We start from the raw sequence: 22,176 nt of genomic DNA on the forward strand, positions 1-22,176 counted from the left end.
GAAGGGCGGGCGATGACGACCAACACGGTCACCGAGCAGGTGCACGAACGGGACGGCGCGCGGCCGGACGTGCTCGTCGTCGAGGGGCTGGTGCACCGCTTCGGCGATCTGACCGCCGTCGACGGCGTCTCGTTCCGGATCGCGTCCGGCGAGACCTACGGGCTGCTCGGTCCCAACGGCGCCGGCAAGACCACCACGATCTCCATGGTCGCGGGCCTCCTTCCCGCCCACGCGGGAGTCGTCACGGTGGCCGGCGAGCCGATGGGGCCGAGCAAGGTCGACCCCAAGCGGCACATCGGTCTCGTCCCGCAGGACCTGGCGATCTACCCCGAGCTCTCCGCGCGCGAGAACCTCACCTTCTTCGGCCGGCTGCAGGGGCTGCGCGGCAAGGACCTCGCCGGGCGGATCGACGAGGTCCTCGACCTCATCGGCCTGGCCGACCGCGCCAAGGACGCCACGAAGGAGTTCTCCGGCGGGATGAAGCGACGGCTGAACATCGGCATCGGGCTGCTCCACCGGCCCACGCTGCTGATTCTGGACGAGCCCACCGTCGGCGTGGACCCCCAGTCGCGCAACGCCATCCTGGAGTCCGTCGAGGCGCTGTCGGGCGAGGGCATGGCGGTGCTCTACACGACGCACTACATGGAGGAGGCCGAGCGGCTGTGCGACCGGATCGCGATCGTCGACTCCGGTCGCATCCAGGCCGAGGGCACGCGTGACGAGCTCATCCGCCTGACCGGCGGGGTCGACCACATCCGTGTCGTCGGCTCGGGCGACACTGACGCGGCCGCCGAGGCGCTGCGCGCTCTGCCTGCCGTCGAGCAGGTCGACGCCGACCGGCACTCGCTGGTGCTGACCGTCCACGACGCGCCGACCGCCGTCGCCCAGATCGTCACCGGTGCGACAGGTGCCGGGATGTCGCTCAGCGACGTCGAGATCACCCGTCCGAACCTCGAGTCGGTCTTCCTGCACCTGACCGGGAAGGCCCTGCGGGACTGACGTGAACCAGCTCTGGACCATGACGGCGTCCGACCTGCGTCAGCGGGTGCGCGACAAGTCCGTCATCATCTTCGCGCTCGTCGTCCCGCTGGCGCTGATGTTCGTCTTCAACCTGGTCTTCGGCGGCGCCCAGGACCTCGAGCTCGAGCCCGTCACCGTGGCGGCCTCCGCGCCCGACGGCGACCAGCTCGCCGGCGTCGTCGTCGACGCCCTGGGCGAGCTGGAGTTTCTCGACGTGACGGTCGAGGAGGTGGCGGCCGACGAGGTCCGCCCGATGGCCGAGGCCGGCGACGCCCAGCTGGGGATCGTGGTTCCCGAAGGCTTCGGCGCGGCGGTCTCCGGCGGTGAGGGCACGGTCGTCGAGATCGTCGAGGGCGACGGCGCCGGCATCGAGACCGACATCCTCCTCTCCGTTGTCCAGGGCGTGCTCGACCAGCTCGCCGCCGGCACCGTCGCGGCGGCGGCCGGCGCGGAGCTGGGGCTACCGGGCGAGGAGCTCGGCCGGATCGCGCAGGAGGCCGCCGACGCCGGCCCTGCCATCGCCCTGGCGGAGGGCGAGTCGTCCGACGAGCAGCTCGGGGGCGCCGCGACGCTCGTGGCCGGCCAGGCGGGCCTGTTCCTGATGTTCACTGTCGGGTTCGGAGTGCTGGGCCTGCTCTACGAGCGCGAGTACGGCACTCTGGCGAGACTGCGGTCGATGCCCATGCGGCCCGGCCTGATCGTGGCCGCCAAGGGCCTCGTGAGCTTCATCCTCGGGGTGGTCGCGACCAGCGTGCTGCTGACCGTGGGCTCCCTGTTCTTCGGCGTCTCGTTCGGGTCGACCATCGCCGTGGCGGTGCTCATCGTGTGCGTGGTGGCCGCCGCGACGTCGCTGATGTTCATCATCGCCCGGGTGGCGAAGACTGCGGAGCAGGCCAGCATCGCGCAGTCCATCCTCGCTCTCGTGCTCGGCATGACCGGCGGTGCGTTCTTCCCGATCACAGCCACTGGCGGCCTCGCCCAGGTGCTCGACCTCAACCCGATCGCCGCCTTCACGCGCGGACTGGGGATCACCTCCGGCGGAGGCGGGCTGGCCGACGTCGGCGTACCCGTGCTGATCATGCTGGGGTTCGGCGCCGTGTGCGCCGTCCTGTCCCGTGTCGTTCCCGACCGGGGGTCGGCGCTGTGAGATCCATGGTCGCCATCACCGCCGTCGAGCTGCGCCGCTTCCTGCGCGATCGCTCCAACATCTTCTTCGTCTTCATCTTCCCGCTGCTGCTGGTGCTGGTCATCGGCTCGCAGTTCGGCGGCGACGGCTCTGCGGGGCGCATCACCGTGGCCGGCGAGGCCGGCGAGCTGCGCACCGCCCTGGTCACCGAGCTCGAGGACGACGGCGTCGCCGTCACCTTCGCCGACCGGGACGGCATGCTCGAGCAGGTGGCGCGCGGGCGCACCGACGTCGGGCTCATCGTCGACGGCGAGGCGGCGGCAGCGTTCGAGTCCGGCGACGACGTCAGTCTCGAGATGATCGCCGGCTCCGGCACCGGTGCGCCGGCGACCGTCCAGCGCGCGCGCACCGCCGTCCAGGCGGTGACGGCGCAGGAGGGCCAGCTCGCCGCCCTGACCGGCGCCGGGCTCGGGGAGGACGAGGCGCGCGAGGCACTGGCCGCGGCCGGGGAGTCGGTGACGCCGCCGACCATGGAGGTCGTCGACGTCGACGAGATCGCCCAGGAGTTCTCCGGGCTCGGGCAGTTCGACCTGGGCGCCGGCTCGCAGGTGCTGCTCTTCGTGTTCCTGACGTCCCTCGCGGGCTCGGCCACGCTCATCCAGGCCCGCCGCCACGGCGTGATGGGACGGACCCTCGCGGCCCCGGTGTCCACCACCCAGGCGCTCGGCGGTCAGGCGCTGGGCCGCCTGGCCATTGCGGTCTTCCAGGGCGGCTACATCATGGCGGCGACCGCCCTGCTGTTCGATGTCGACTGGGGCAACCTCGGCCTGTCGCTGCTGGTGCTGCTCTTCTTCAGCGCCGTCTCCGCCGGGGCTGCCATGGTGATCGGCGCGCTGGTCGACAACGACGGCGCTGCGACGGGTCTCGGGGTCGGCTTCGGGCTGGTCCTCGGCGCCATGGGTGGCTGCATGTTCCCGCTCGAGCTGTTCCCGGACACCCTGCAGACGATCGCCCACGTCACCCCGCACGCCTGGGCGTACGAGGCGTTCGCGGAGATCCAGCGGCACGAGGGCACGCTCGTCGACGTCCTGCCGCAGCTCGGCGTGCTGGCTGCGATGGCGGCGGTCCTGCTCGGCCTCGGCTCGTGGGCGTTGCGGCGGAGCCTGGCTCGCGCGATGTAGCCGCACGCGGGCGCGCCGGTATCACCGTGACCACGCCGCACGGCATGCTGGGCACATGAGCCCGACAGGTCCGCTGCTCCTTCTCGACTCCGCCTCGATGTACTTCCGAGCCTTCTACGGGGTGCCGTCGAGCATCACCGCCGCCGACGGCACGTCGGTCAACGCGGTCCGCGGGTTCCTGGACATGATCGCCCAGCTCGTCACCGACCGCCGACCGGGGCGGATCGTCGCGTGCTGGGACGACGACTGGCGTCCGGCGTTCCGGGTCGACGCGATCCCGTCGTACAAGGAGCACCGGCTCGCCGCCGACGGGGGCGAGGAGGTTCCGGAGGCGCTGAAGCCCCAGGTGCCGATCGTCGTCGACGTTCTCGCCGCGCTCGGGATCGCCCGCGTCGGTGCCCCGGGATTCGAGGCCGACGACGTGATCGGGACGCTCGTGGCGCGCGAGCTCGCCGCCCCCGCAGCCGAGCGGGCCGACGCCGTCGAGGTGGTCACCGGTGACCGGGACCTCTTCCAGCTCGTCGACGACGCGGCCGGCGTCTCGGTGCTCTACCCGGCCAAGGGCTTCAAGAACCTGATCGTCGTGGACCAGGCGGTGCTGGCGGAGAAGTACGGCGTCCCCACCGGTACGGCGTATGCGGACATGGCGACTCTTCGCGGAGACCCGAGCGACGGCCTGCCCGGCGTCGCGGGGATCGGTGAGAAGACGGCGGCCTCGATGCTCCGGACCTACGGAACCCTCGCGGGAGTGCTGGCCGCGGTCGACGCCGGCGAGCTCAGCGCCACGCAGCGCGCCCGCATCGGGGCCGCCCGGGCCTACCTCGACGTCGCACCGACCGTGGTCCAGGTGGCCAGAGACGCTCCGGTCGGTGAGTTCGACGACGCCGTCCCGACCGTTCCGGCCGACCCGGAGACTGTGGCAGCACTCGCCGAGCAGTGGAACCTCGGCGGCTCGATGACGCGAGTCGTCGAGGCGCTCACGAAGGCAGGTCAGTAAGCGCGCGCCGGCGGCACTGTCTCGGTTGCCGTGTCCGTCTGCGTAGTGGCGTAGCTCGGCTGCGAAGTGGCGTAGCTCGGCGCCGACCCGGTTGGCGGCCTCGGACCTGATCCACCGCGCGGTGAGTGATGGCCCGCGAGGTGAAGAGACCGTCATCGTCGGCGCGTCTCTGAGCACCAGGCATCCGACCTGCGCTCGCGCAGGAGCTGAGGATTGCGCGGTCATCGCGGGTCTTTCCACGGGATCCACACCCTCTGGGTCGGATGTCGGTGGCCCGGACTAGTGTTTGAGACATGCTCGAGGACGAGGTGGCGGGGTCGGCCGGTGGTGCACCGGTCGGGCCGGGCGCCGCCATGGAGTTCTCGCCGCTCGAGGCGCGTGTGCGCGGGCGGGTCTCCTCTGTTCGTCGGGCGGTCGGGGTGGTGTGCGTGGACGACGGTCGTGTGACGGTGACCGGCTGCTCGGCCGGCGGGTCTGGGGTGGACTTCGCTCGGCCGCCGGGGGTGTGGGAGCTGGAGTCGATGGTCCTGGACCCTGACGAGGTCGATGCACGGAGGTCTCCGCACGGGCTTGTCTCGGTCGCCGCCCGGTTCTTGGAGGACCAGCCCGGTGGTCCGGTCCTGGCGCACGTGCTGGATGCGCTCGAGCCCGCCGGGGTCGGCGAGCAGGAACTTGTGGAGGCGATCGCGGGGTTCGAGCGTCTGGCGTCGTGGGCGATGTCGGCCCAGGCCAGGTTCGTCGCGGAGCTGACCGACCGGCGCGGGAGCGGCTCGAACGCGTTGACCGAGGCCGGTGCGGAGATCGGCGCCCGTCTGGGCACCACGACCAGGGCGGGGGAGGCGAAGGTCCACTTCGCTTCCGGGTTGTGCCTGTTCCCCAGGGTCGCCGACGCGTTGACGACCGGGACCATCGACACCAAGAAGGCGAGCATCCTGTCCTCGCGGGAGCCGGGGATGAGTATCGAGGACCACCGCAAGGCCGTGGACGAGCTGTTGGACCAGGCCGGTGCGCTGTCCGGGACGACGCTCAAGGCGAGGTTGCGCAAGGCCGCGCTGACCATCGACCCGGACGCGGGGGCGAAACGTCGGGTGGCGGAGCATGCGGACCGGCGGGTGGTGTTCGACCCGGTCCCGGACGCGATGGCCTGGATCAGCGCGTACGTGCGCGCGGACGACGCTGCCCGGGTCCGCACCATCCTGGACGCGGTCGCCAAGGCCGCGAAAGGTGACAAGGACATCGACCCCAGGTCCCTGGACCAGGTGCGGGCGGATGCGTTCGTGGACGTCTTCACCACCCTGGCCGACAAGGGCGTCGACCTCACCGGCCAGCCCCTGCCCAACCGCACCGGGTCGGGCGGGGGTGTGGCGGTGCAGGTCACGGTCGGGGCCGGGACGCTGCTGGGTGTCGATGACGAACCGGGCATGTTGGGTGGGTACGGGCCGATCCCGGCCGACCTGGCCCGGCAGATCGCGCAGGACGGGACGTGGCGGGCGTTGTTCACCGACGCCGATGGCCAGTTCCGTGCCCTGGGGAGGAAGAAGTACCGCCCCGGCGCGGACCTGACCCGCACGATCGTCGCGCGGGATGTGACGTGTACTTTCCCGGGGTGCCGCCAGCCGGCGGTGTGCTGCGACCTGGACCACATCGTCGCTTATGACCCGGCGTGTGCGGCGCGGATCGCGCAGACCACCGAGGTCAACCTCCACCCGCTGTGCCGGCGCCATCACAACCTCAAGACGAACAAGAAGTGGGGCGCCAGGCGCGCTGCGGACGGGACGATCGTCTGGACCGCACCCACCGGCCACACCTACCGACGCCGACCCGAACCCATCCCCGGCACACCCACCAGCCGTGGCGGAGGTGGCGGAGGTGGCGGCGGAGCCGGCGGCCGAGGCAGCGGCGGCGCCGGGAGCCGCCGGAACGGTGCCGGCGGGACCAGCGGCACCGGCGGCGGAAACAGCGGTGGCGCCAGCCCACCCGACCACCAGGCGCGAGTCTGACGACGACATTCCGTTCTGAGCGTCCTGACGACGTCGGGTGCTAGACGAGGCGGCGGGCCGTGCAGTGCGCATGTCTGGGAGTGAGGCGTGCTTGTTCGCCGTGCACACCTGCGCCGTTACTGACGGGGAAGCCTGATGACTTGACCCCGTTCTCTTGAGCCCAGCGCCATACTGGCGGACGTGGACGAGCTCGCAATCTTCCGCGAGGTGCTGACGACCGGTGCCGTCGGTGGCACGGCTGCCGGGACCCAGGTGCGGCTGCGAGAGACCGGTGTGCGCGCCGTCGTCCTGGTCGAGGGCGTCAGCGACCAGGCGGCCGTCGAGGCGCTGGCCGAGCGACTCGGCCGAGACCTCGCCGCTGAGCGCGTGGCAGTGGTGCCGATGGGAGGTGTCACCAACACCGACCGGTTCCTCCGGACGCTCGGTCCGGCCGACGGTGGGCCCAAGGTGGCGGTCCTGTGCGACGCGGGTGAGGTGCGCTTCGTGGAGCGCGGGCTGGAGCTGGCCGGCATGGGCGGCAGCCGGCCCGGAGGTACCGGTTGCTACGTCTGCGTCCAGGACCTCGAGGACGAGCTGCTCCGGGCTGTCGGCGCGGACGCCGCGCAGCAGCTCCTGGACGCCCACGGCGACCTCGCCCGGTTCCGCCTCTTCCAGCGCCAGCCCGCCCAGCGCGACCGCACCGTCGAGCGGCAGCTGCGCCGGTTCCTCGGGACCACGAGCGGGCGCAAGGCCGCCTACGCGCGCCGGCTCGTCGAGCACATGGATCTCGACCGGACCCCGGCGCCGCTGGCCCAGCTGCTCGCAGACGTGTGAGGCGCCGAGGCCGGAGCGGCGGGGCTCACGTGCTCGTCGACAGCTGCCGGTGCCACGACTGAGTGCTGTACGACGTCGCGAACCCCGTCGAGGTGTAGAGGCCGACGGCCCCGGTGGGGGAGTCAGCGTCGACCTCGAGCCCTACCCGGTTCCGCCCTCGCGCAGCGGCGTCGGCGATGATCGTGTGCAGCAGGGACCGGGCTACGCCCCTGCCACGGGCCGCGCGGAGCACGCCGAGGTACTCGACATAGCTGCCCTCGGGCCCACCGCCCGCGCCGGGCGAGACGGCGCCGAGGAGCGCACCGGCCGGCCGCGGTGCCGCACCCGGCTCGTCCACGATCTCCGCCACCCACCAGTGGTCCCACCGGTGGCCCGGGTCGGCACGGAGCCGCTTGAGAAACTCGTCGAACGTCTCGGCGTGATAGTTGAAGTGGTCCGTGAACGCCTCCTCGAGGATGTCGTGCACCGTCACCAGGTCGTCCTGGTCGGGCATGCCGTCGCCCGACCGTCGGACCCGTCGGATGACGACGGTCGGGTGGGGCTCGGGGAACGTCCCGGGATCGCCGTCGGCCTCGGTGACCGGACGGCTCATCTGCAGCCAGGTGCGAGCACGGACGAAGCCCGCGCGTTCGAGCCATCGCTGCTGCCGGCCGTCCTCCACGTACGCGCCGCTGTCCAGCTGTGTCACGTCGAGACCGCGCGCGCGTGCGTGCCCGCCCGCGGCCTTGGCCGCCCAGGTGAACAGGGCGTCGGCGACCGTGTCCGCCGTCGTCGGCTCGAGGTCGTGATCGACGACGACGGAGAGCACGGTCCGCCCTGCAGCGCGGTCCGTGGCACTCGCCCAGGCGCGTACCTGTGTCGCGTCGTCGCGCACGAGGAGGTGGCTGCTCGTCGGTCCTGCCGCCGGCGAGATCTCTGCCTCGACGGCAGCCCTGATCGTCGACGCCCGGCCACGGATCGCGATCTCCTGACGGTTGAGCAGCGCATGGAGCTCGGGAATGTCCACGAGCCGCGCCGCCGTCGGAGACCAGCCGTTCGGCAACGCTGCCGAGATCACCGCGTCGCCGGTCAGGGAGTCATGGGCACGCGGACCGGTTCCGGAAGTCATCCGGCAATCCTTGCGCACGTCCCCGCCCTCGCGCAGGTTCCCTGTCGGGCGGAGCATGCTCGGCGACCGGCCAGCGGCGGAGCGCCGCCCTCCCGCAGGAGGGCGGCGCGCCGTGCTGTGCGCGTCCACCTAGGACGGCGGACTGTGCTGTGCGGGTCCGCCTAGGGGCGGTCCGTGCTGTGCGGGCCCGCCGTAGGACGGCGGACCGTGCTGTGCGGGCCCGCTCCCTCGCCTAGTCCTCGTAGCCGAGGCCGAAGCCGAAGGTGTAGTCATCACCGGCAGCGTTGGAGTACGCGTAGTCGAAGTCCTCGGCGTACCCGGGAACGTCGGACGCGTTGGCCTCGACCGCGGCCTGGTCGGCGGGGATGGTCAGCGGAAGCTGACCGACCGGGTCGAAACGCCCGCGCAGGACGTCCAGCAGAGCCTCGGCCTTGACGTTGAACGTCCCGACCACGGCGGCTGCGCCGGGCTCGATCTCGTTGACGACCCACGGGTTGGTGAAGTTGATCGCCACGGCCGTGGGCACGGCTGCCTCGATCTCCTTGACGCGGTCGACGTCGATGCCGGTGAGGTCACCGAGCTGGATCTCCACCGTGGAGTTGTCCTCGTACTCGAAGGTGCTGGGGCGCACCCACACCAGGGCGGCCTCCGCGTCTGCCAGGTCGTCCACCACGTTGATCGCCGGGTCCTCCTCAGCGATCAGCTCCTTCAGCGCCGCGGTCTGCTCGGCGCTGTCCTCGCCGTTGAAGACCTCGACGTACACGTCCGTCGCAGCGACCGCCTCGTCCGTGAGCGGCAGCAGCCCCTCGTCGTTGCGCAGCAGCACCACGGACTTGCGGTGCGCCTCGTCCGCCAGTGCCTGGGAGGCTGGGTCGTCCGCGATCTGCTGGGCGAGCTCGGGGTCGGTGTACGGGTCCTCGAAGAGGCCGAGGTCGAAGATCTCGGTCAGCAGCAGGGCGACCGAGGGGTCGAGGTCGGACGGGTCGACGAGCCCCTGGTCGATGGCCGACAGGAGACCCGACGGGTCGTTGTTGTCCGAGAAGATGTTCGTGCCGGCGTCGATCGCCTTGGCGAACTTCTCCTCGATCGTGAGGTCCTGGACACCCCAGTCCCGGCTCGTCAGCACGCCCGAGTCGGAGTTGACGTACCCGGTGAAGCCCATCTGACCGCGCAGCAGGTCAGTCAGGATCGTCTTGTTGTAGGCAGCGGCCACCTCCTCGAACTGCTGGTCCGGCGACTGCCACAGGTCCATCGGGATCTGGTCTGCGCTGAAGGCGTTCGACGGCACGTTGTAGTAGGACATGATCGAGCTGGTGCCGGCGTCGATCGCCGCCTGGAACGGCGGCAGCTGGTACGCCTCGAGGCTGCCCGGCGTCGGGTACACGGCCCACTGGCCGGCCTCGTTGTGCGGGTCCAGTCCGCGGAGCACCGCGCCGTCACCGGGGAAGTGCTTGACGGTCTGGGCGACTGACTCCTGGGACAGCTCCTCGCCCTGGAAGCCGAGGACGAGCTCACGAGCGATCCCGGCGCTCAGGTCCGGGCTCTCGCCGAAGGTCCCGGAGATGCGTCGCCAGCGGGGCTCGGTGGCGGTCTCGATCTGGTAGCCGTAGATCTTCTGGATGCCGGCCGAGCGCCACTCGTCCTGCGCGATCTCGGCGAAGTCCCGGACGAGGTCCAGGTCGTTGGTGGCGGCGAGGCCGAGAGTGCCGGGCCAGGTCGAGAACTGGCCGGAGGCCTCGACGATGCCGAACTCGAGGTCCTCGTTGATGTGGTTGCGCGGGTTCGACGTGAACACGAGCGGGATACCGAGATCGGAAGCCTCCGCGACCTCCTGGTAGCTGTTCGCCCGTTCCGCCAGCTCGGCGGCGGTCGGGTTGTCCCGGATGATGAGGAACCTGATGTGCCGGTTGTTGATGTAGTCGTCGACGTCGCCGCGCAGCGACGTGATCTGCATGAGACCCGCCTTCTCCTCCGTGCTCATGCGCGGCAGGAGGTCGGCGACCCGCTCCTCGGTGCTGCGACGCCAGTCCTCGTACGGGTCGAGGCGGCCGTTGTCGTTGAGGTCGCGGAAGTCCCGCTGACCGATCGTGATGATGTCCTTCACCCGTGACTCCACCTCCGGGGCGTGGCGTCCGCCGGCGTTCGAGTGGTCCGGAGGGTTGCCACCGGCGCTGGAGTGGCCCGGCGGCGCGGCCATGGCACCGCCCGCGAGGACCAGGGTGAGGGGGACGGCTAGGGCGAGGCCGGCAAGGCTGTGCCGCGAACGTGACGTGCTCATCTTGGGTCTCCTTCGACCTGACATGCTGGGTTGGGGTGCGCGGCCGGCCGCGCACCCCGGGGATCTGACGTCGTCGTCGGTACTGCTCCGCGGTAGTCCCCACCATTGCCTCGGGTCAGGGCGTTCCCCACCGGTTGCCATTTGTTGCCCCGGAGGAGAAGCGGCCATGGCAACTCCATGCCAACCCGGGCACGGCCGCGGGCGGTACTGGCTCGCCCGCCACGCCAGGCCTACGCTCGGAGCATGGCCAGCCGCTGGTTCGCGGCGCTCGTCGGCGTCATCGTGACGGGCTGCGCGATCGCGCTCGCCGAGATCCTCGCCCGCTTCACCGGAAGCGGCCCGGGCCCCGTCGAGGCCGTGGCCGAGGCGTTCATCGACCTGACCCCGGGCTGGCTCAAGGACCTGGCGATCGACTGGTTCGGCACCAACGACAAGGTCGCCCTCGGCGTCGGCATCGCCGTCGTCATGCTCGCTCTCGCCGTCGTCGCGGGCCTGGCCGAGCGTGCGGTGCGCTGGCGCGGTGCGGGCGTCGTCATCCTGCTCGGGCTGGTCGCAGCCGTGGCCACCCTCACCCGGCCCGACGGCGGGGTCGTCGCCGTGTGGCCGGTCGTCGTGGGCACCGTCGTCGGCGCGCTCGCCCTGCCCGGGCTGCTCGCGCCGCCCGGGACCGCCGACCCCGAACGGGCCATGGCGGACCGCCGGGTGCTCGACCGGCGCGCCCTGCTGCTCGGGGCCGGTGCCGTCGGCGGTCTCGCCCTGGTGGGCGCGAGCGTCGCCCGGGTGGTCGGCGTGCGCCGGGCACCGGTCGCCCCGGCGCTCGAGCTCCCGGACGCCGCGAGCACGGTGCCGCCGCTGCCGGCCGGCGCCGATCTCGACATCGAGGGGCTCGCACCCTTCCGGACCCCGAACGAGGAGTTCTACCGGATCGACACCGCGTTCGTGGTCCCGCGCGTGGACCCCGCCACCTGGACCCTGCGCGTGCACGGCATGGTCGAGCAGGAGGTGACGATGACCCTCGACGACCTGCTCGCCGACGACCTCGTCGAGGCGTGGGTGACGCTGTGCTGCGTGTCCAACCAGGTCGGCGGCGACCTCGTCGGCAACGCGCTGTGGCTGGGCCTGCCGGTGCGTGAGGTCCTCGACCGTGCCGGCGTGCGGCCCGGCGCCGACATGGTCCTGTCGCGCAGCGTCGACGGGTTCACCGCCTCCACCCCGCTCGAGGTCCTCACCGACGACCGCAACGCACTGCTCGCCGTCGGCATGAACGGCACCGACCTGCCCCCGGAGCACGGCTACCCGGTGCGCGTCGTGGTGCCCGGCCTCTACGGCTACGTCTCGGCCACCAAGTGGGTGAGCGAGCTGCAGGTGACCCGCTTCGCCGACGAGACGGCGTACTGGACGGACCGGGGCTGGTCCGCCCACGGACCCGTGAAGATCTCCTCGCGCATCGACGTCCCGCGTGGGCGCTCGGTGGCGGCGGGGGAAGTCGTCGTCGCCGGGGTCGCCTGGGCACAGCACACCGGGATCGCCGCCGTCGAAGTTCGGGTCGACGACGGCGAGTGGCAGCCCTGCGAGCTGGCCGAGCAGGTGCACGTGGACACCTGGCGGCAGTGGTTCTTCCGCTGGGACGCGCCGGCGGGCACGCACTCGCTGGAGGTCCGCGCCACCGGGCAGGACGGCGAGATCCAGACGGGGGAGCGGGTGGGGGTGGTGCCCGACGGCGCGACGGGCTGGCACCGCGTCGACGTCCAGGTGGGCTGACCCGCCCCGGTCGGCCAGGCGTCCGGGCGACCGGACCGTGGCCCGACCGGACCGTGGCCCGACCGGACCATGGCCTGCCGGTGCCGGCCGTCCGGGGCGGGCGCCGCGCTACCGGCTCGCCGAGCGCTGGTACTGCCAGGTGGCCAGCGGCACGAAGATCAGCAGGACGATGCCCGCCCACAGCATCGTGTACAGCTCGGGGTTCTGCAGCGCCCACGACGTGGGATCCGGGGCGGCGGGGTTCGGGTCCGGGTTGCCGAAGTTGTCGCGGGCGGCCTGCGTGACCGCCGAGACGGGGTTCCACTCGGCGAAGCGCTGCAGCGGCCCGGGCAGGGACTCCAGCGGCACGAAGGTGTTCGCCACGAAGGTCAGGGGGAAGATCACGATGAAGGCGGCGTTGTTGACGACCTCCGGGGTCGGCACGAGCATGCCGATCCATGCCATCACCCACGAGATGGCGTAGGCGAAGAGGAGCAGCAGCACGAATCCGAGCAGCGCCTCCGGCACGGAGGTGCGGATCCGCCACCCTACGATCAGGCCGGTCAGGCCCATCACCACGAGTACCAGCACGTTGTTGACGACGTCGGAGAGCGTGCGGCCCACCAGCACGGCCGAGCCGGACATCGGCAGCGACCGGAAGCGGTCGATGATGCCCTTCTTGACGTCGTCGGCCAGGCCGGCGCCGGTGATGGTGGCGCCGAAGACCACCGTCTGGGCGAAGATGCCCGCGATGAGGAACTCCCGGTAGGCGGCGCCGCCGCCCTCGGTGTCGATGGCGCCGCCGAAGACGTAGGCGAAGAGCAGCACGAACATGATCGGCTGCAGCGTGGTGAAGACCAGCAGGTCGGGCACCCGCTTGATCTTGATGAGGTTGCGTTTCGCGACGACCCAGCCGTCGACGACGGCGCCCGGCAGGCTCATCGTCCCTCCCCGGCCACGTGCCGGCCGGAGGCGGCCGGTGCAGTCTCCGTGCCGCGGCCTGCCGGCTGCCCGTCGCCGCCGTCCTCCGCCGTGTGCCCCGTCAGGGCCAGGAACACGTCGTCCATCGTGGGGCGCCGGATCCCGATGTCGTCCACCGAGAGCGCGGCACCGTCCAGCAGGTGCAGGGCGTCCACGAGCGGCTGGGTGCCGCCCGCCGTCGGCACGACGAGCAGACGGGAGCGCTCGTCCTCGGTGACCGGACCGACCGCCAGCGGCTCGAGCAGGGACCGCGCCGCGCGCAGCTGTGCCGGGTCGCTGACGACGATCTCGAGCCGCTCGCCGCCCACCTGGGCCTTGAGCTGGTCGGAGCTGCCGCGCGCGATGGTGCGGCCGTGGTCGATGACGATGATGTCGTCCGCCAGCACGTCGGCCTCCTCCAGGTACTGAGTGGTCAGCAGCACGGTGGTGCCCCGCCCCGCCAGGGTCTGGATGACCTCCCACATGTCGAGGCGGGAGCGCGGGTCGAGGCCGGTCGTTGGCTCGTCAAGGAAGATCACCGGGGGTTCGGCCACCAGCGCCCCGGCCAGGTCCAGGCGCCGGCGCATGCCGCCCGAGTACGTCTTCGCCGGGCGGTCCGCGGCGTCGTCGAGACGGAACTGGGCGAGCAGCTCGCGAGCCCGCTGCCGGGAGCGGTTTCGGCCGAGGTGGTACAGCTGGCCGATCATGTCGAGGTTCTCGAAGCCGGTCAGGTACTCGTCGACGGCGGCGTACTGGCCGGAGAGCCCGATCCGCTCGCGCACCTTGCGCGGCTCGGTGAGGACGTCCGCGCCCGCGACCGTCGCGGTGCCGGCGTCCGGCCGCAGCAGCGTGGTGAGGATGCGGATGCACGTGGTCTTGCCCGCACCGTTGGGGCCGAGCAGCCCGAGGATGCTGCCCGTGGCGACGTCCAGACTCACGTCGTCCAGCGCCACGACGTCGCCGTAGCGCCTGGTGAGTCCTGCTGCCTCGATGGCGAAGGTCACACCGGAACGGTACGCGCGTGGCGTGGCGCTGCCCAGAGGATTTTCGAGTCCACGATCCGCGCCTCGACGTGCCTCACCACCCGCCTGCGGAAGCGAGGTTTGCACGGACAGCGGCGTCACCACACCTGCCCGCGGCGAGAGGTGCTGCACGGCCAGGGACGTGCCTCACCACCTGCCCGCTGGTGAGAGGTGGTGCGCGGATAGGGTGGCGGCGTGAGCACCACGACGCCCTGGACCGGTGGCCGGCTGACCCCGCGGGCCACCTGCGTGCTGGCGCCGAACCCCGGCGTGATGACCCTGGAGGGCACGAACACGTGGCTGCTGCGCGAACCCGGCGCCGCGGACGTCGTCGTGGTCGATCCCGGCCCGGCGGACGAGCAGCACCTGCGCCGTGTCCTCGACGCCGCCACGACCGACGGTGGCCGGGTCGCGCTGGTCGTCCTCACCCACCACCACAGCGACCACGCGGGCGGTGCAGCCCGTCTCGCCGAGGTCACCGGCGCGCCCGTTCGCGGGGGCGGTCGCGGCGCCGAACCGGCCGACGGCGAGCGGATCGACGTCGGCGGCCTCACGATCGAGGTGGTGGCGGCGCCCGGGCACACCGCGGACTCCGTCTGCCTGATCGTCCCCGCGGACGGGCTGCTCCTGTCGGGCGACACGGTCCTCGGACGCGGCACCACAGTGGTCTCCTGGCCCGACGGCGACCTCGGCAGCTACCTCGCGACGCTCGAGCGCCTGGTCGAGCTCGTCGAGCAGGGGCGGTTCAGCCAGATCGCGCCCGGGCACGGGCCGGTCGTCACCGACCCGGTCGGGGCGCTCCGGACGCTGCGCGCACACCGCCTGCACCGCCTCGAGGAGGTGCGTGGCGCCGTCCAGGCCGGCGCGGAGGGCCTGGACGCCGTCGTCGAGGTCGTGTACGGGCACCTCGGCCCCGACCTGCACCGCGCTGCCGCGCTGACCGTGCAGGCCCAGCTCGACCACCTCGGCATCACCATGGAGGAGCCCGCATGACGGACCTCGGTACGGGCGACGGCTCCGGCGTGGAGGAGGTCGTGCTCCTCGACGACGCCGGGACGCCCGTCGGGACGGCGGACAAGGCGCTCGTGCACACCACCGATACCCCGCTGCACCTGGCCTTCTCCTGCCACCTCTTCGACGACGCCGGCCTGGTGCTGGTCACGCGGCGCGCCCTGAGCAAGCGCACCTGGCCGGGCGTGTGGACCAACGCCTTCTGCGGGCACCCGGCTCCCGGGGAGCCCATGACGGACGCGATCCGTCGTCGGGGCGGGTTCGAGCTGGGCGTCGAGATCGACGACCCGGTTCTCGTCCTGCCCGACTTCCGCTACCGCGCGGTGGACGCCTCCGGCGTCGTGGAGAACGAGATCTGCCCGGTGCACACGGCCAGAGCGGTCGGCACGCTGCGACCCGAGCCCAGCGAGGTCGCCGAGCACCGATGGGTCCCTCCCGAGGACCTGACCGCCGCCGTGGCTGCCGCGCCCTGGGCGTTCAGCCCCTGGCTGGTCGACCAGCTAGCCGACGCACGGCTCGCCGCACTCCTGAGCTGACTCTGCCCGCACGACCGGCGGCCCTGGCTCGGCCGCTGGTCGGACGACCGGGGCGCCACCTCCCGCCCGACTCATAGGGTGCGAACCATGGAACTGAAGCGACTGGGCCGCTCGGGCCTGTCCGTCTCTGCTGTCGGCCTCGGCTGCAACAACCTCGGCCGCGCCGGCACCGTCACCGAGAGCGCCGAGGGCGCGTCCGCCGTCGTCCACGCGGCGCTCGACGCCGGCATCACGCTCTTCGACACCGCCGACACCTACGGCAAGGAGCCGGGCCTGAGCGAACGGCTCCTGGGTCACGCACTGACGGGCCGGCGGGACGACGTCGTCGTCGCCACCAAGTTCGGCATGGACATGCGCGGTGCCAACGGGCCTGACTTCGGGGCCCGCGGCTCGCGCCGGTACATCGTCCGCGCTGTCGAGGCCTCGCTGGCGCGCCTCGGGACCGACCACATCGACCTCTACCAGTTCCACACCCCGGACCCGCTCACCCCGGTCGAGGAGACGCTCTCGGCCCTGGACGACGTCGTGCGCGCCGGCAAGGTCCGCTACGTCGGGCACTCGAACCGGTCCGGTTGGCAGATCGCGGAGGCGGCTCACCTCGCCCGTGAGCTCGGCACGACGGCGTTCGTGTCGGCGCAGAACCACTACAACCTGCTCGACCGCCGCGCCGAGGTCGAGGTCGTGCCCGCCGCCGCGCACTACGGTCTGGGGGTGCTGCCGTACTTCCCGCTCGCGAACGGCCTGCTCACCGGGAAGTACAGCGACGGCCGTGCCCCGGAGGGCAGCCGTCTGACCCGACAGCGTCAGGAGCTGCTGGAGCGCGCCGACTACGACCAGCTCCGCCGGTTCGGCGAGTTCGCCCGGGCACGGGGGCTGACGGAGGTCGAGGTCGCGTTCTCCTGGTTGGCGTCGCGGGACGTCGTCGGCAGCGTCATCGCCGGGGCGACCACGCCCGAGCAGGTGCGCCAGAACGCCGCGGCAGCGTCCTGGGTGCCGTCGCCCGACGACGAGGCGGAGCTCGACGAGCTCTTTCCGCAGGTGCCGAGGGTGGCGCTGTTCTGATCCGACGCGGTCAGCGCTGTACGGCCGCCAGGCAGGCGTGCTCGAGCAGCCTGGTCAGCTCTGCGCGGTCGTGCCGTCCCGCGAAGATCTCGGTGCCTGGTTCGAGCGCACGTCCGGCGGCCAGCGGCCCGGCGTCGACGGCGTCGAAGCCGAGGCGCTCGATCAGGTCGGCGACCACTGCGCGGGCGTCGTCGTCGTCGCCGGCCACCGCAAGGGCGCGCCGACCCGGCGCGCCGGCCGGCACGTGGTCCGACTCGAGCTCGTGGTACCCGATGTGGTTGAGGGTCTTGACCACGCGGGCGCCTGCCAGGTGAGCCTGGACCGCCTCCGAGGTGGAGGACGCGCCGTCCAGGTCCGGGACGTCGCCGTCGGTCTCCGCCCAGTGGTTCATGACGTCGACGACGACCCTGCTGGCCAGGAGCTCGGGGTCGAGCGTGTCGTACTTGCGCATCGGGACGGCGATGACCACGAGGTCGGCGGCGGCCGCCTCGGCGGCCGTGACGGCGCGCGCCCCGGGGGCCATCACCTCGACGATCAGCGAGATCTCCGCGGGGTCCGCGGCCGTGGCGACCACGACGTCGTAACCGGCGCGCAGCGCCTGCCGGGCGATGGCGGTACCGACCCGGCCCGCGCCCAGGATGCCGATCGTGCTCAATGCTCACCTCGTGGCTCGACGGCGGGCACAGGCCCGCTCGGACACAGGTTGAACGCCAAGGCGGTCCGATACATTCCGGCCCGGCGGCGGGATCGGGCTTGAAGCGTGTTCTCCGCTGCTGGAACAGTCGCGAGGCCGGTTGAGCACGGCGGGAGGGCGTGCCGGTCGGCGCCCCTCCACCGAGAATCGCTCTCGGACGTGTCTTGCGGGACGTCCGACGCCGCGCGCAGCTGCCGGCCTGGCAGTTTTCCCGCACGGGGTTCGGCTTACGGGATGCGCGAGCGCGTTCTGTCGGTGGCTCGTGGAAGTGTGTCTCCATGACAGAACAGCGAGAGAAGGTCGTCGTCCCTGCCCGCTATTCCCGTGTGGACCCTTGGGTGATCAGCACCGACACCGCAGCCGAGATCGCGTTCCTTGAAGCAGCGTTCCAGGCGCGAGAGACCCCTGGATCGCGGATGGTTGGACCTGACGGACGAATCGGACACGTCGAGGTGGAGATCGGTGATGCTGTGATCATGATGTTCGATGCCGGCCCCGAATGGCCGGCCACGCCCTCACATCTGCGCGTCTACGTCGCCGATACCCAGGAAGCCGTCGACCGTGCAGTGGCAGCCGGCGCTCGGGTCGTCACCCAGCCGACCGAGCTGGCCTTCGGCGAACGCGTGGCCCGAGTGCGTGATTCGCACGGCCACCTCTGGTGGGTCCATGAGCGCTTTGAGGACGTCGACCCAACCGACCTCGCGTCAAGGTTCGCCGATCCGGCCGCGCAGCAGGCGATGGCCTACGTCCAAGATTCATTGACGAACGAGATGTCCCGCGTCCGGTAGGCCATCGGCTACCGGGATGCTGCAGAACAGCAGGCTGCAGGTTCCTCAGCTCGCCCGGTGAACTGCCTCATCGAGGACGCGCCGCACCCATTCCGAGCAAGACGCTCCGGCTCGCCGGGCGGCGTCGCTGACGGCTGCATCCAGGTCACGCGGCAGACGGACACGTAACAGCGGTGATTCTCCCGCCTTCGAAAGTGATGGACGTCCTCGTCCGCGGACCTGCTCGATGGCCTCTTCGACGGCCGCGTCGACGTATGCCCCATCGATCAGCCGATTCCGGCTGTCGCGCAGCTCCTCCTCGTCGGGCACGTCCGGTCCGAGTCGATATCTCACGTGTTCACTCATCTCATCGCCTCCGCAGTTCGGTCGGCATGACGTGGATCACGACGACAGCGTCATCGAGGTCCAGCGACACAATCTCCAGCTCGACGCCGCGATCGTCGTCACCGATCCACGCGATCGAGCAGTTCGGTAGCCAGGGCTTCTCCGTCCTCACTGTCGGGAGCCAGGTGAGAACGACCTTGCGCTGGCCGGCGGCCACATCGGACGCCACCCGGCCCTGGTGCGGCGACGGTTGAATGTCCTCTCTGCGCTCCGGCGCAGCCCTGTCGGACCTCCGACTCAGCTCACGGCCGCGACGGCGTCGGCCCAGATCCCGGCCGCCTCGGCCACCTGCTCGTAGCTGACGACGAGCGCCGGGATGAACCGCACGACCTCGCCCCACGGGCCGCAGGTGAGCAGCAGAAGGCCCCGCCGGGCGGCCTCCTGCTGCGCCCGGGCGGCCGTGGCGCCGTCGGGATGCCCGTCGCCGTCGCGGAACTCGTTGCCGAGCATCAGGCCCAGGCCGCGCACGTCCGTGACCGCGGTGTGCCGACCGGCGACCTCCTCGAGCGCGCGGCGTAGCTCGACGCCGCGCTCGGCGGAGTTCTGCACGAGGCCCTCGTCGGTGATCACCTCCAGCGTGGCCAGGGCGGCCGCGCACGCCACGGCGTTGGCCCCGTACGTGCCGCCCTGCGAGCCGGGCCACGCCTTGTCCATGAGCTCGGCGGGCGCCGCGATGGCCGAGAGGGGGAAGCCGGAGGCCAGGCCCTTGGCGGTGATGAGCACGTCGGGGGAGACGTCGAAGTGCTCGGCCCCCCAGAACGTGCCCGTTCGGCCCCAGCCGGTCTGCACCTCGTCGAGCACCAGGTGGATGCCGTGCCGGTCGGCGCGCTCGCGCAGGCCGGCGAAGAACCGGGCGTTGCCCGGGACGTACCCGCCCTCGCCGAGCACCGGCTCGACGAGGAAGGCCGCGGTGTCCTGCGGGAGCGTCACCGTCTGGAAGACGTAGTCGAGCTCGCGCAGCGCGAAGTCCGTCGCCTCCTCCTCGCTCCAGCCGTAGTGCGCAAGGTTGGGGAACGGCGCGACAACCACCCCGCCCATCAGGGGGCTGAAGCCGGACCGCACCTTGGTGGCCGACGTCGTCAGCGACGCCGCGCCGACCGTGCGTCCGTGGAAGCCGCCGTGGAAGACGACGACGTTGGGCCGGCCCGTGGCCTGGCGTACGAGCCGCAGCGCCGCCTCGACGGCCTCCGAGCCCGAGTTGGCGAAGAACATCCGGTCCAGCCCCGCCGGGAGCACGTCTCCGAGGCGGTCGACGAGGTCGAGGAGCGGGCGATGCATCACCGTCGTGTACTGGCCGTGGATCAGCGTGGCGACCTGGCGCTGCGCCGCCTCGACGACCCGGGGATGGCAGTGCCCCGTGCTGGTCACGCCGATGCCCGCGGTGAAGTCGAGGTACCGGCGATCGTCCTCGTCGAAGAGGTAGACGCCCTCGCCGCGCGCGGCGAGGACCCCGGTTGCCTGCTTGAGGGTCTCGGACAGCTGGACCACGTCGTCCTCCGGATTGTCGACAATCTGGTGCCCGCGACACTACCGTGGCAGCGTCGTCCCGCACAGGACCCCGCCGCGGTGCGGTGGAGCACCGGGACGAGAAGCCGGCCTGGGTGCGGGGCGACGGCAGATGGGAGAACCTGACCCTGGCGCCGAGAACCTGACCTTGGCGCCGGAGCCGGGCACGGTGCCGGGGCCAGCTCGGCGCCGGACCACGTAAGAGGGGAGAGGGACATGCTCCAGGCCCAGGAGGAGGCCGTCGTCCAGGCGGTGCCCAAGCAGCTCTTCATCGGCGGGCGGTGGGTCGACGCCACGTCGGGGAAGACCTTCGACGTCCACGACCCGTCCACCAGCCGCGTGCTGTGCCAGGTGGCCGACGCCGCGCCCGCCGACGGCATGGCGGCGCTGGAGGCCGCCGCGGCGGCCCAGCGCGACTTCGCCGCCGTCTCCCCGCGCGAGCGCTCCGACATGCTCATGAAGGCGTTCGAGCTGCTGCACGAGCGCATCGACGACCTCGCCCTCGTCATGACCCTCGAGATGGGCAAGCCGGTGACCGAGTCACGGGGCGAGATCACCTACGCGGCCGAGTTCCTCCGGCACTTCGCCGAGGAGGCCACCCGGATCGACGGCGGCTACCAGGTCTCGCCCGACGGCAAGGCCAGGTTCCTCATCGCCCGGCAGCCAGTCGGCCCCAGCCTGCTCATCACGCCCTGGAACTTCCCGATGGCCATGGGCACCCGCAAGATCGGCCCGGCCATCGCCGCCGGCTGCACCTGCGTCATCAAGCCCGCCTCGCAGACCCCGCTGTCGATGCTCGCCCTGGTGGACATCCTGCGGGAGGCCGGCGTCCCCGACGGCGTTGTCAACATCGTCACCACCTCCAGCTCTGGCGACGTCATGGAGCCGATGATCCGCTCCGGCGTGGCCCGCAAGCTGTCGTTCACCGGATCCACCGCCGTCGGGCGAAAGCTCCTCGAGCAGTGCGCGGACAAGGTGCTGCGCACGTCCATGGAGCTCGGCGGCAACGCCCCCTTCATCGTCTTCGACGACGCCGACCTCGACGCCGCCGTCGAGGGTGCGCTGCTCGCGAAGATGCGCAACACCGGCGAGGCGTGCACGGCCGCCAACCGGATCTACGTCCACGCCGACGTCATCGACGAGTTCGGTGCGCGGCTGGCGAAGAAGATGGGCGCCCTGCCCGTCGGCCGGGGCACCGAGGACGGCGTCCGGGTCGGTCCGCTCATCGACGCCGAGGCCCGCGAGAAGGTGCAGGGCCTGGTCGACGACGCCCGCGGCCGCGGCGCCGAGGTCCTGACCGGTGGCGAGCCGCTGGACGGCGACGGCTACTTCTACCGCCCGACCGTGCTGACCGGCGTGCCGGAGGACGCGCGCATGCGCCACGAGGAGATCTTCGGCCCGGTCGCACCGCTGAGCCCGTTCCGCACGGAGGAGGAGGTCCTCGCGCTGGCGAACGACACCGAGTACGGCCTGGTGTCCTACGTCTACACCCGGGACCTGAACCGGGCGCTGCGGGTCGCGGAGGCGCTCGAGAGCGGCATGGTGGGGCTGAACCAGGGCGTGGTGTCCAACCCCGCCGCGCCCTTCGGCGGGGTCAAGGCCTCGGGCCTCGGCCGCGAGGGCGGCACCCTCGGCATCGAGGAGTACCTCGAGACGAAGTACATCGGCATCGCCATGGGTTAGGACCCGCGACCAAGCACCGTCGAACGGCACGTTCTGGTCGTCGATTCCTCGGGCGGGTGGTGCGCAACGTGTCTTTCGGCGTGGTTCCTCGGCGAGTGACGCGTTCTGGTCGGTGATGCGTCGCGCGGACGGTGCGGAACGTGATGGCATGAAGGAGCGGGGCCTCCGCTCCTCGGGAGTCCCTCCAGAGGTAGATCCTGGAGGTGGCTTCACTCTCAACGACGATGGAGGCCCCTGATGGAAGGGTACGCAAGTAGTCAGCAGTTC

The 22,176-nt window shown here is 71.7% G+C and carries 19 protein-coding genes; 12 read left to right on the forward strand and 7 right to left on the reverse strand.

Going from position 1 to position 22,176, the window contains the following annotated elements:
- The first annotated feature begins 12 nt into the window (after positions 1-12).
- The 6 genes from GD748_RS15880 to GD748_RS15905 all read left to right on the forward strand — a co-directional run bounded on the left by GD748_RS15880 (position 13) and on the right by GD748_RS15905 (position 7,137).
- Positions 13-999 (forward strand): ABC transporter ATP-binding protein, encoded by a 987-nt coding sequence (locus GD748_RS15880; protein ID WP_152196179.1) that lies wholly within the window; start codon positions 13-15, stop codon positions 997-999.
- A 1-nt stretch (position 1,000) separates the two neighbouring features.
- Positions 1,001-2,167: an ABC transporter permease gene (locus GD748_RS15885; protein WP_226921448.1), complete on the forward strand. Its 1,167-nt coding sequence runs from the start codon at positions 1,001-1,003 to the stop codon at positions 2,165-2,167.
- A gap of 5 nt (positions 2,168-2,172) precedes the next feature.
- Positions 2,173-3,327 carry an ABC transporter permease gene (locus tag GD748_RS15890; protein ID WP_152196243.1) on the forward strand — a complete coding sequence of 385 codons (1,155 nt, stop codon included), beginning with the start codon at positions 2,173-2,175 and terminating at the stop codon, positions 3,325-3,327.
- 55 nt (positions 3,328-3,382) lie between these two features.
- Positions 3,383-4,324, forward strand: a complete 942-nt coding sequence (locus GD748_RS15895; RefSeq protein WP_152196180.1) for a 5'-3' exonuclease — start codon at positions 3,383-3,385, stop codon at positions 4,322-4,324.
- Positions 4,325-4,617: 293 nt separating this feature from the next.
- Positions 4,618-6,324, forward strand: a complete 1,707-nt coding sequence (locus GD748_RS15900; RefSeq protein WP_152196181.1) for an HNH endonuclease signature motif containing protein — start codon at positions 4,618-4,620, stop codon at positions 6,322-6,324.
- A 180-nt stretch (positions 6,325-6,504) separates the two neighbouring features.
- Positions 6,505-7,137 carry an ATP-dependent endonuclease gene (locus GD748_RS15905; RefSeq protein WP_152196182.1) on the forward strand — a complete coding sequence of 211 codons (633 nt, stop codon included), beginning with the start codon at positions 6,505-6,507 and terminating at the stop codon, positions 7,135-7,137.
- A 25-nt stretch (positions 7,138-7,162) separates the two neighbouring features.
- Here GD748_RS15905 and GD748_RS15910 read toward each other — a convergent pair whose 3' ends face one another.
- Positions 7,163-8,245 carry a GNAT family N-acetyltransferase gene (locus GD748_RS15910; RefSeq protein ID WP_152196183.1) on the reverse strand — a complete coding sequence of 361 codons (1,083 nt, stop codon included), beginning with the start codon at positions 8,243-8,245 and terminating at the stop codon, positions 7,163-7,165.
- A 232-nt stretch (positions 8,246-8,477) separates the two neighbouring features.
- Complete coding sequence (locus GD748_RS15915; protein WP_193312981.1) at positions 8,478-10,523, reverse strand: glycoside hydrolase family 3 protein; 2,046 nt, start codon at positions 10,521-10,523, stop codon at positions 8,478-8,480.
- A gap of 243 nt (positions 10,524-10,766) precedes the next feature.
- Between GD748_RS15915 and GD748_RS15920 the strand changes: the two genes are divergently transcribed.
- Complete coding sequence (locus GD748_RS15920; RefSeq protein ID WP_152196185.1) at positions 10,767-12,284, forward strand: molybdopterin-dependent oxidoreductase; 1,518 nt, start codon at positions 10,767-10,769, stop codon at positions 12,282-12,284.
- Between the two features lie 108 nt (positions 12,285-12,392).
- On the opposite strand, the gene GD748_RS15925 is transcribed toward GD748_RS15920, so the two are convergent.
- On the reverse strand, positions 12,393-13,205 hold the full coding sequence (locus GD748_RS15925) for an ABC transporter permease (protein WP_152196186.1): 813 nt from the start codon (positions 13,203-13,205) through the stop codon (positions 12,393-12,395).
- Complete coding sequence (locus GD748_RS15930) at positions 13,202-14,227, reverse strand: ATP-binding cassette domain-containing protein (protein WP_152196187.1); 1,026 nt, start codon at positions 14,225-14,227, stop codon at positions 13,202-13,204. Before GD748_RS15930 ends, GD748_RS15925 begins: the two co-directional genes overlap by 4 nt.
- A 213-nt stretch (positions 14,228-14,440) precedes the next feature.
- Here GD748_RS15930 and GD748_RS15935 point away from each other — a divergent pair, with 213 nt between their 5' ends.
- From GD748_RS15935 to GD748_RS15945, 3 genes are all read left to right on the forward strand, one after another.
- On the forward strand, positions 14,441-15,238 hold the full coding sequence (locus GD748_RS15935; RefSeq protein ID WP_226921449.1) for an MBL fold metallo-hydrolase: 798 nt from the start codon (positions 14,441-14,443) through the stop codon (positions 15,236-15,238).
- On the forward strand, positions 15,235-15,792 hold the full coding sequence (idi, locus tag GD748_RS15940; protein WP_152196188.1) for an isopentenyl-diphosphate Delta-isomerase: 558 nt from the start codon (positions 15,235-15,237) through the stop codon (positions 15,790-15,792). The genes GD748_RS15935 and idi overlap by 4 nt, the downstream gene beginning before the upstream one ends.
- Before the next feature lie 87 nt (positions 15,793-15,879).
- Entirely contained in the window at positions 15,880-16,854 is a 975-nt protein-coding gene (locus tag GD748_RS15945) for an aldo/keto reductase (protein ID WP_152196189.1), read from the forward strand.
- Between the two features lie 10 nt (positions 16,855-16,864).
- Here the strand turns inward: GD748_RS15945 and GD748_RS15950 are convergent, their stop codons facing one another.
- Positions 16,865-17,509, reverse strand: coding sequence for an NADPH-dependent F420 reductase (locus GD748_RS15950; RefSeq protein WP_152196190.1), 645 nt, complete (start codon positions 17,507-17,509; stop codon positions 16,865-16,867).
- Positions 17,510-17,886: 377 nt separating this feature from the next.
- Between GD748_RS15950 and GD748_RS15955 the strand changes: the two genes are divergently transcribed.
- Complete coding sequence (locus tag GD748_RS15955) at positions 17,887-18,336, forward strand: VOC family protein (protein ID WP_226921450.1); 450 nt, start codon at positions 17,887-17,889, stop codon at positions 18,334-18,336.
- A gap of 346 nt (positions 18,337-18,682) precedes the next feature.
- Here GD748_RS15955 and GD748_RS15960 read toward each other — a convergent pair whose 3' ends face one another.
- Together GD748_RS15960 and GD748_RS15965 are read right to left on the reverse strand one after the other, a co-directional pair.
- Positions 18,683-18,889 carry a hypothetical protein gene (locus GD748_RS15960; RefSeq protein ID WP_152196192.1) on the reverse strand — a complete coding sequence of 69 codons (207 nt, stop codon included), beginning with the start codon at positions 18,887-18,889 and terminating at the stop codon, positions 18,683-18,685.
- Between the two features lie 68 nt (positions 18,890-18,957).
- A complete protein-coding gene (locus GD748_RS15965; RefSeq protein WP_152196193.1) occupies positions 18,958-20,208 on the reverse strand; it encodes an aspartate aminotransferase family protein in 1,251 nt (416 codons plus the stop codon).
- 234 nt (positions 20,209-20,442) lie between these two features.
- On the opposite strand from GD748_RS15965, the gene GD748_RS15970 reads away from it, so the two are divergent.
- Positions 20,443-21,909 (forward strand): NAD-dependent succinate-semialdehyde dehydrogenase, encoded by a 1,467-nt coding sequence (locus tag GD748_RS15970; protein WP_152196194.1) that lies wholly within the window; start codon positions 20,443-20,445, stop codon positions 21,907-21,909.
- Positions 21,910-22,176 lie beyond the last annotated feature (267 nt).

The organism is Georgenia subflava (assembly GCF_009193155.1).
Taxonomy (GTDB): Bacteria; Actinomycetota; Actinomycetes; order Actinomycetales; family Actinomycetaceae; genus Georgenia; species Georgenia subflava.

What these genes read in the sequence shown, in the direction of transcription:
- GD748_RS15925 (WP_152196186.1), bottom strand. Translation starts at nt 13,205, where the DNA reads ATGAGCCTGCCGGGCGCCGTCGTCGACGGCTGGGTCGTCGCGAAACGC.
- GD748_RS15880 (WP_152196179.1), top strand. Translation starts at nt 13, where the DNA reads ATGACGACCAACACGGTCACCGAGCAGGTGCACGAACGGGACGGCGCG.
- GD748_RS15890 (WP_152196243.1), top strand. Translation starts at nt 2,173, where the DNA reads ATGGTCGCCATCACCGCCGTCGAGCTGCGCCGCTTCCTGCGCGATCGC.
- GD748_RS15970 (WP_152196194.1), top strand. Translation starts at nt 20,443, where the DNA reads ATGCTCCAGGCCCAGGAGGAGGCCGTCGTCCAGGCGGTGCCCAAGCAG.
- GD748_RS15915 (WP_193312981.1), bottom strand. Translation starts at nt 10,523, where the DNA reads ATGAGCACGTCACGTTCGCGGCACAGCCTTGCCGGCCTCGCCCTAGCC.
- GD748_RS15945 (WP_152196189.1), top strand. Translation starts at nt 15,880, where the DNA reads ATGGAACTGAAGCGACTGGGCCGCTCGGGCCTGTCCGTCTCTGCTGTC.
- GD748_RS15910 (WP_152196183.1), bottom strand. Translation starts at nt 8,245, where the DNA reads ATGACTTCCGGAACCGGTCCGCGTGCCCATGACTCCCTGACCGGCGAC.
- idi (WP_152196188.1), top strand. Translation starts at nt 15,235, where the DNA reads ATGACGGACCTCGGTACGGGCGACGGCTCCGGCGTGGAGGAGGTCGTG.
- GD748_RS15920 (WP_152196185.1), top strand. Translation starts at nt 10,767, where the DNA reads ATGGCCAGCCGCTGGTTCGCGGCGCTCGTCGGCGTCATCGTGACGGGC.
- GD748_RS15895 (WP_152196180.1), top strand. Translation starts at nt 3,383, where the DNA reads ATGAGCCCGACAGGTCCGCTGCTCCTTCTCGACTCCGCCTCGATGTAC.
- GD748_RS15900 (WP_152196181.1), top strand. Translation starts at nt 4,618, where the DNA reads ATGCTCGAGGACGAGGTGGCGGGGTCGGCCGGTGGTGCACCGGTCGGG.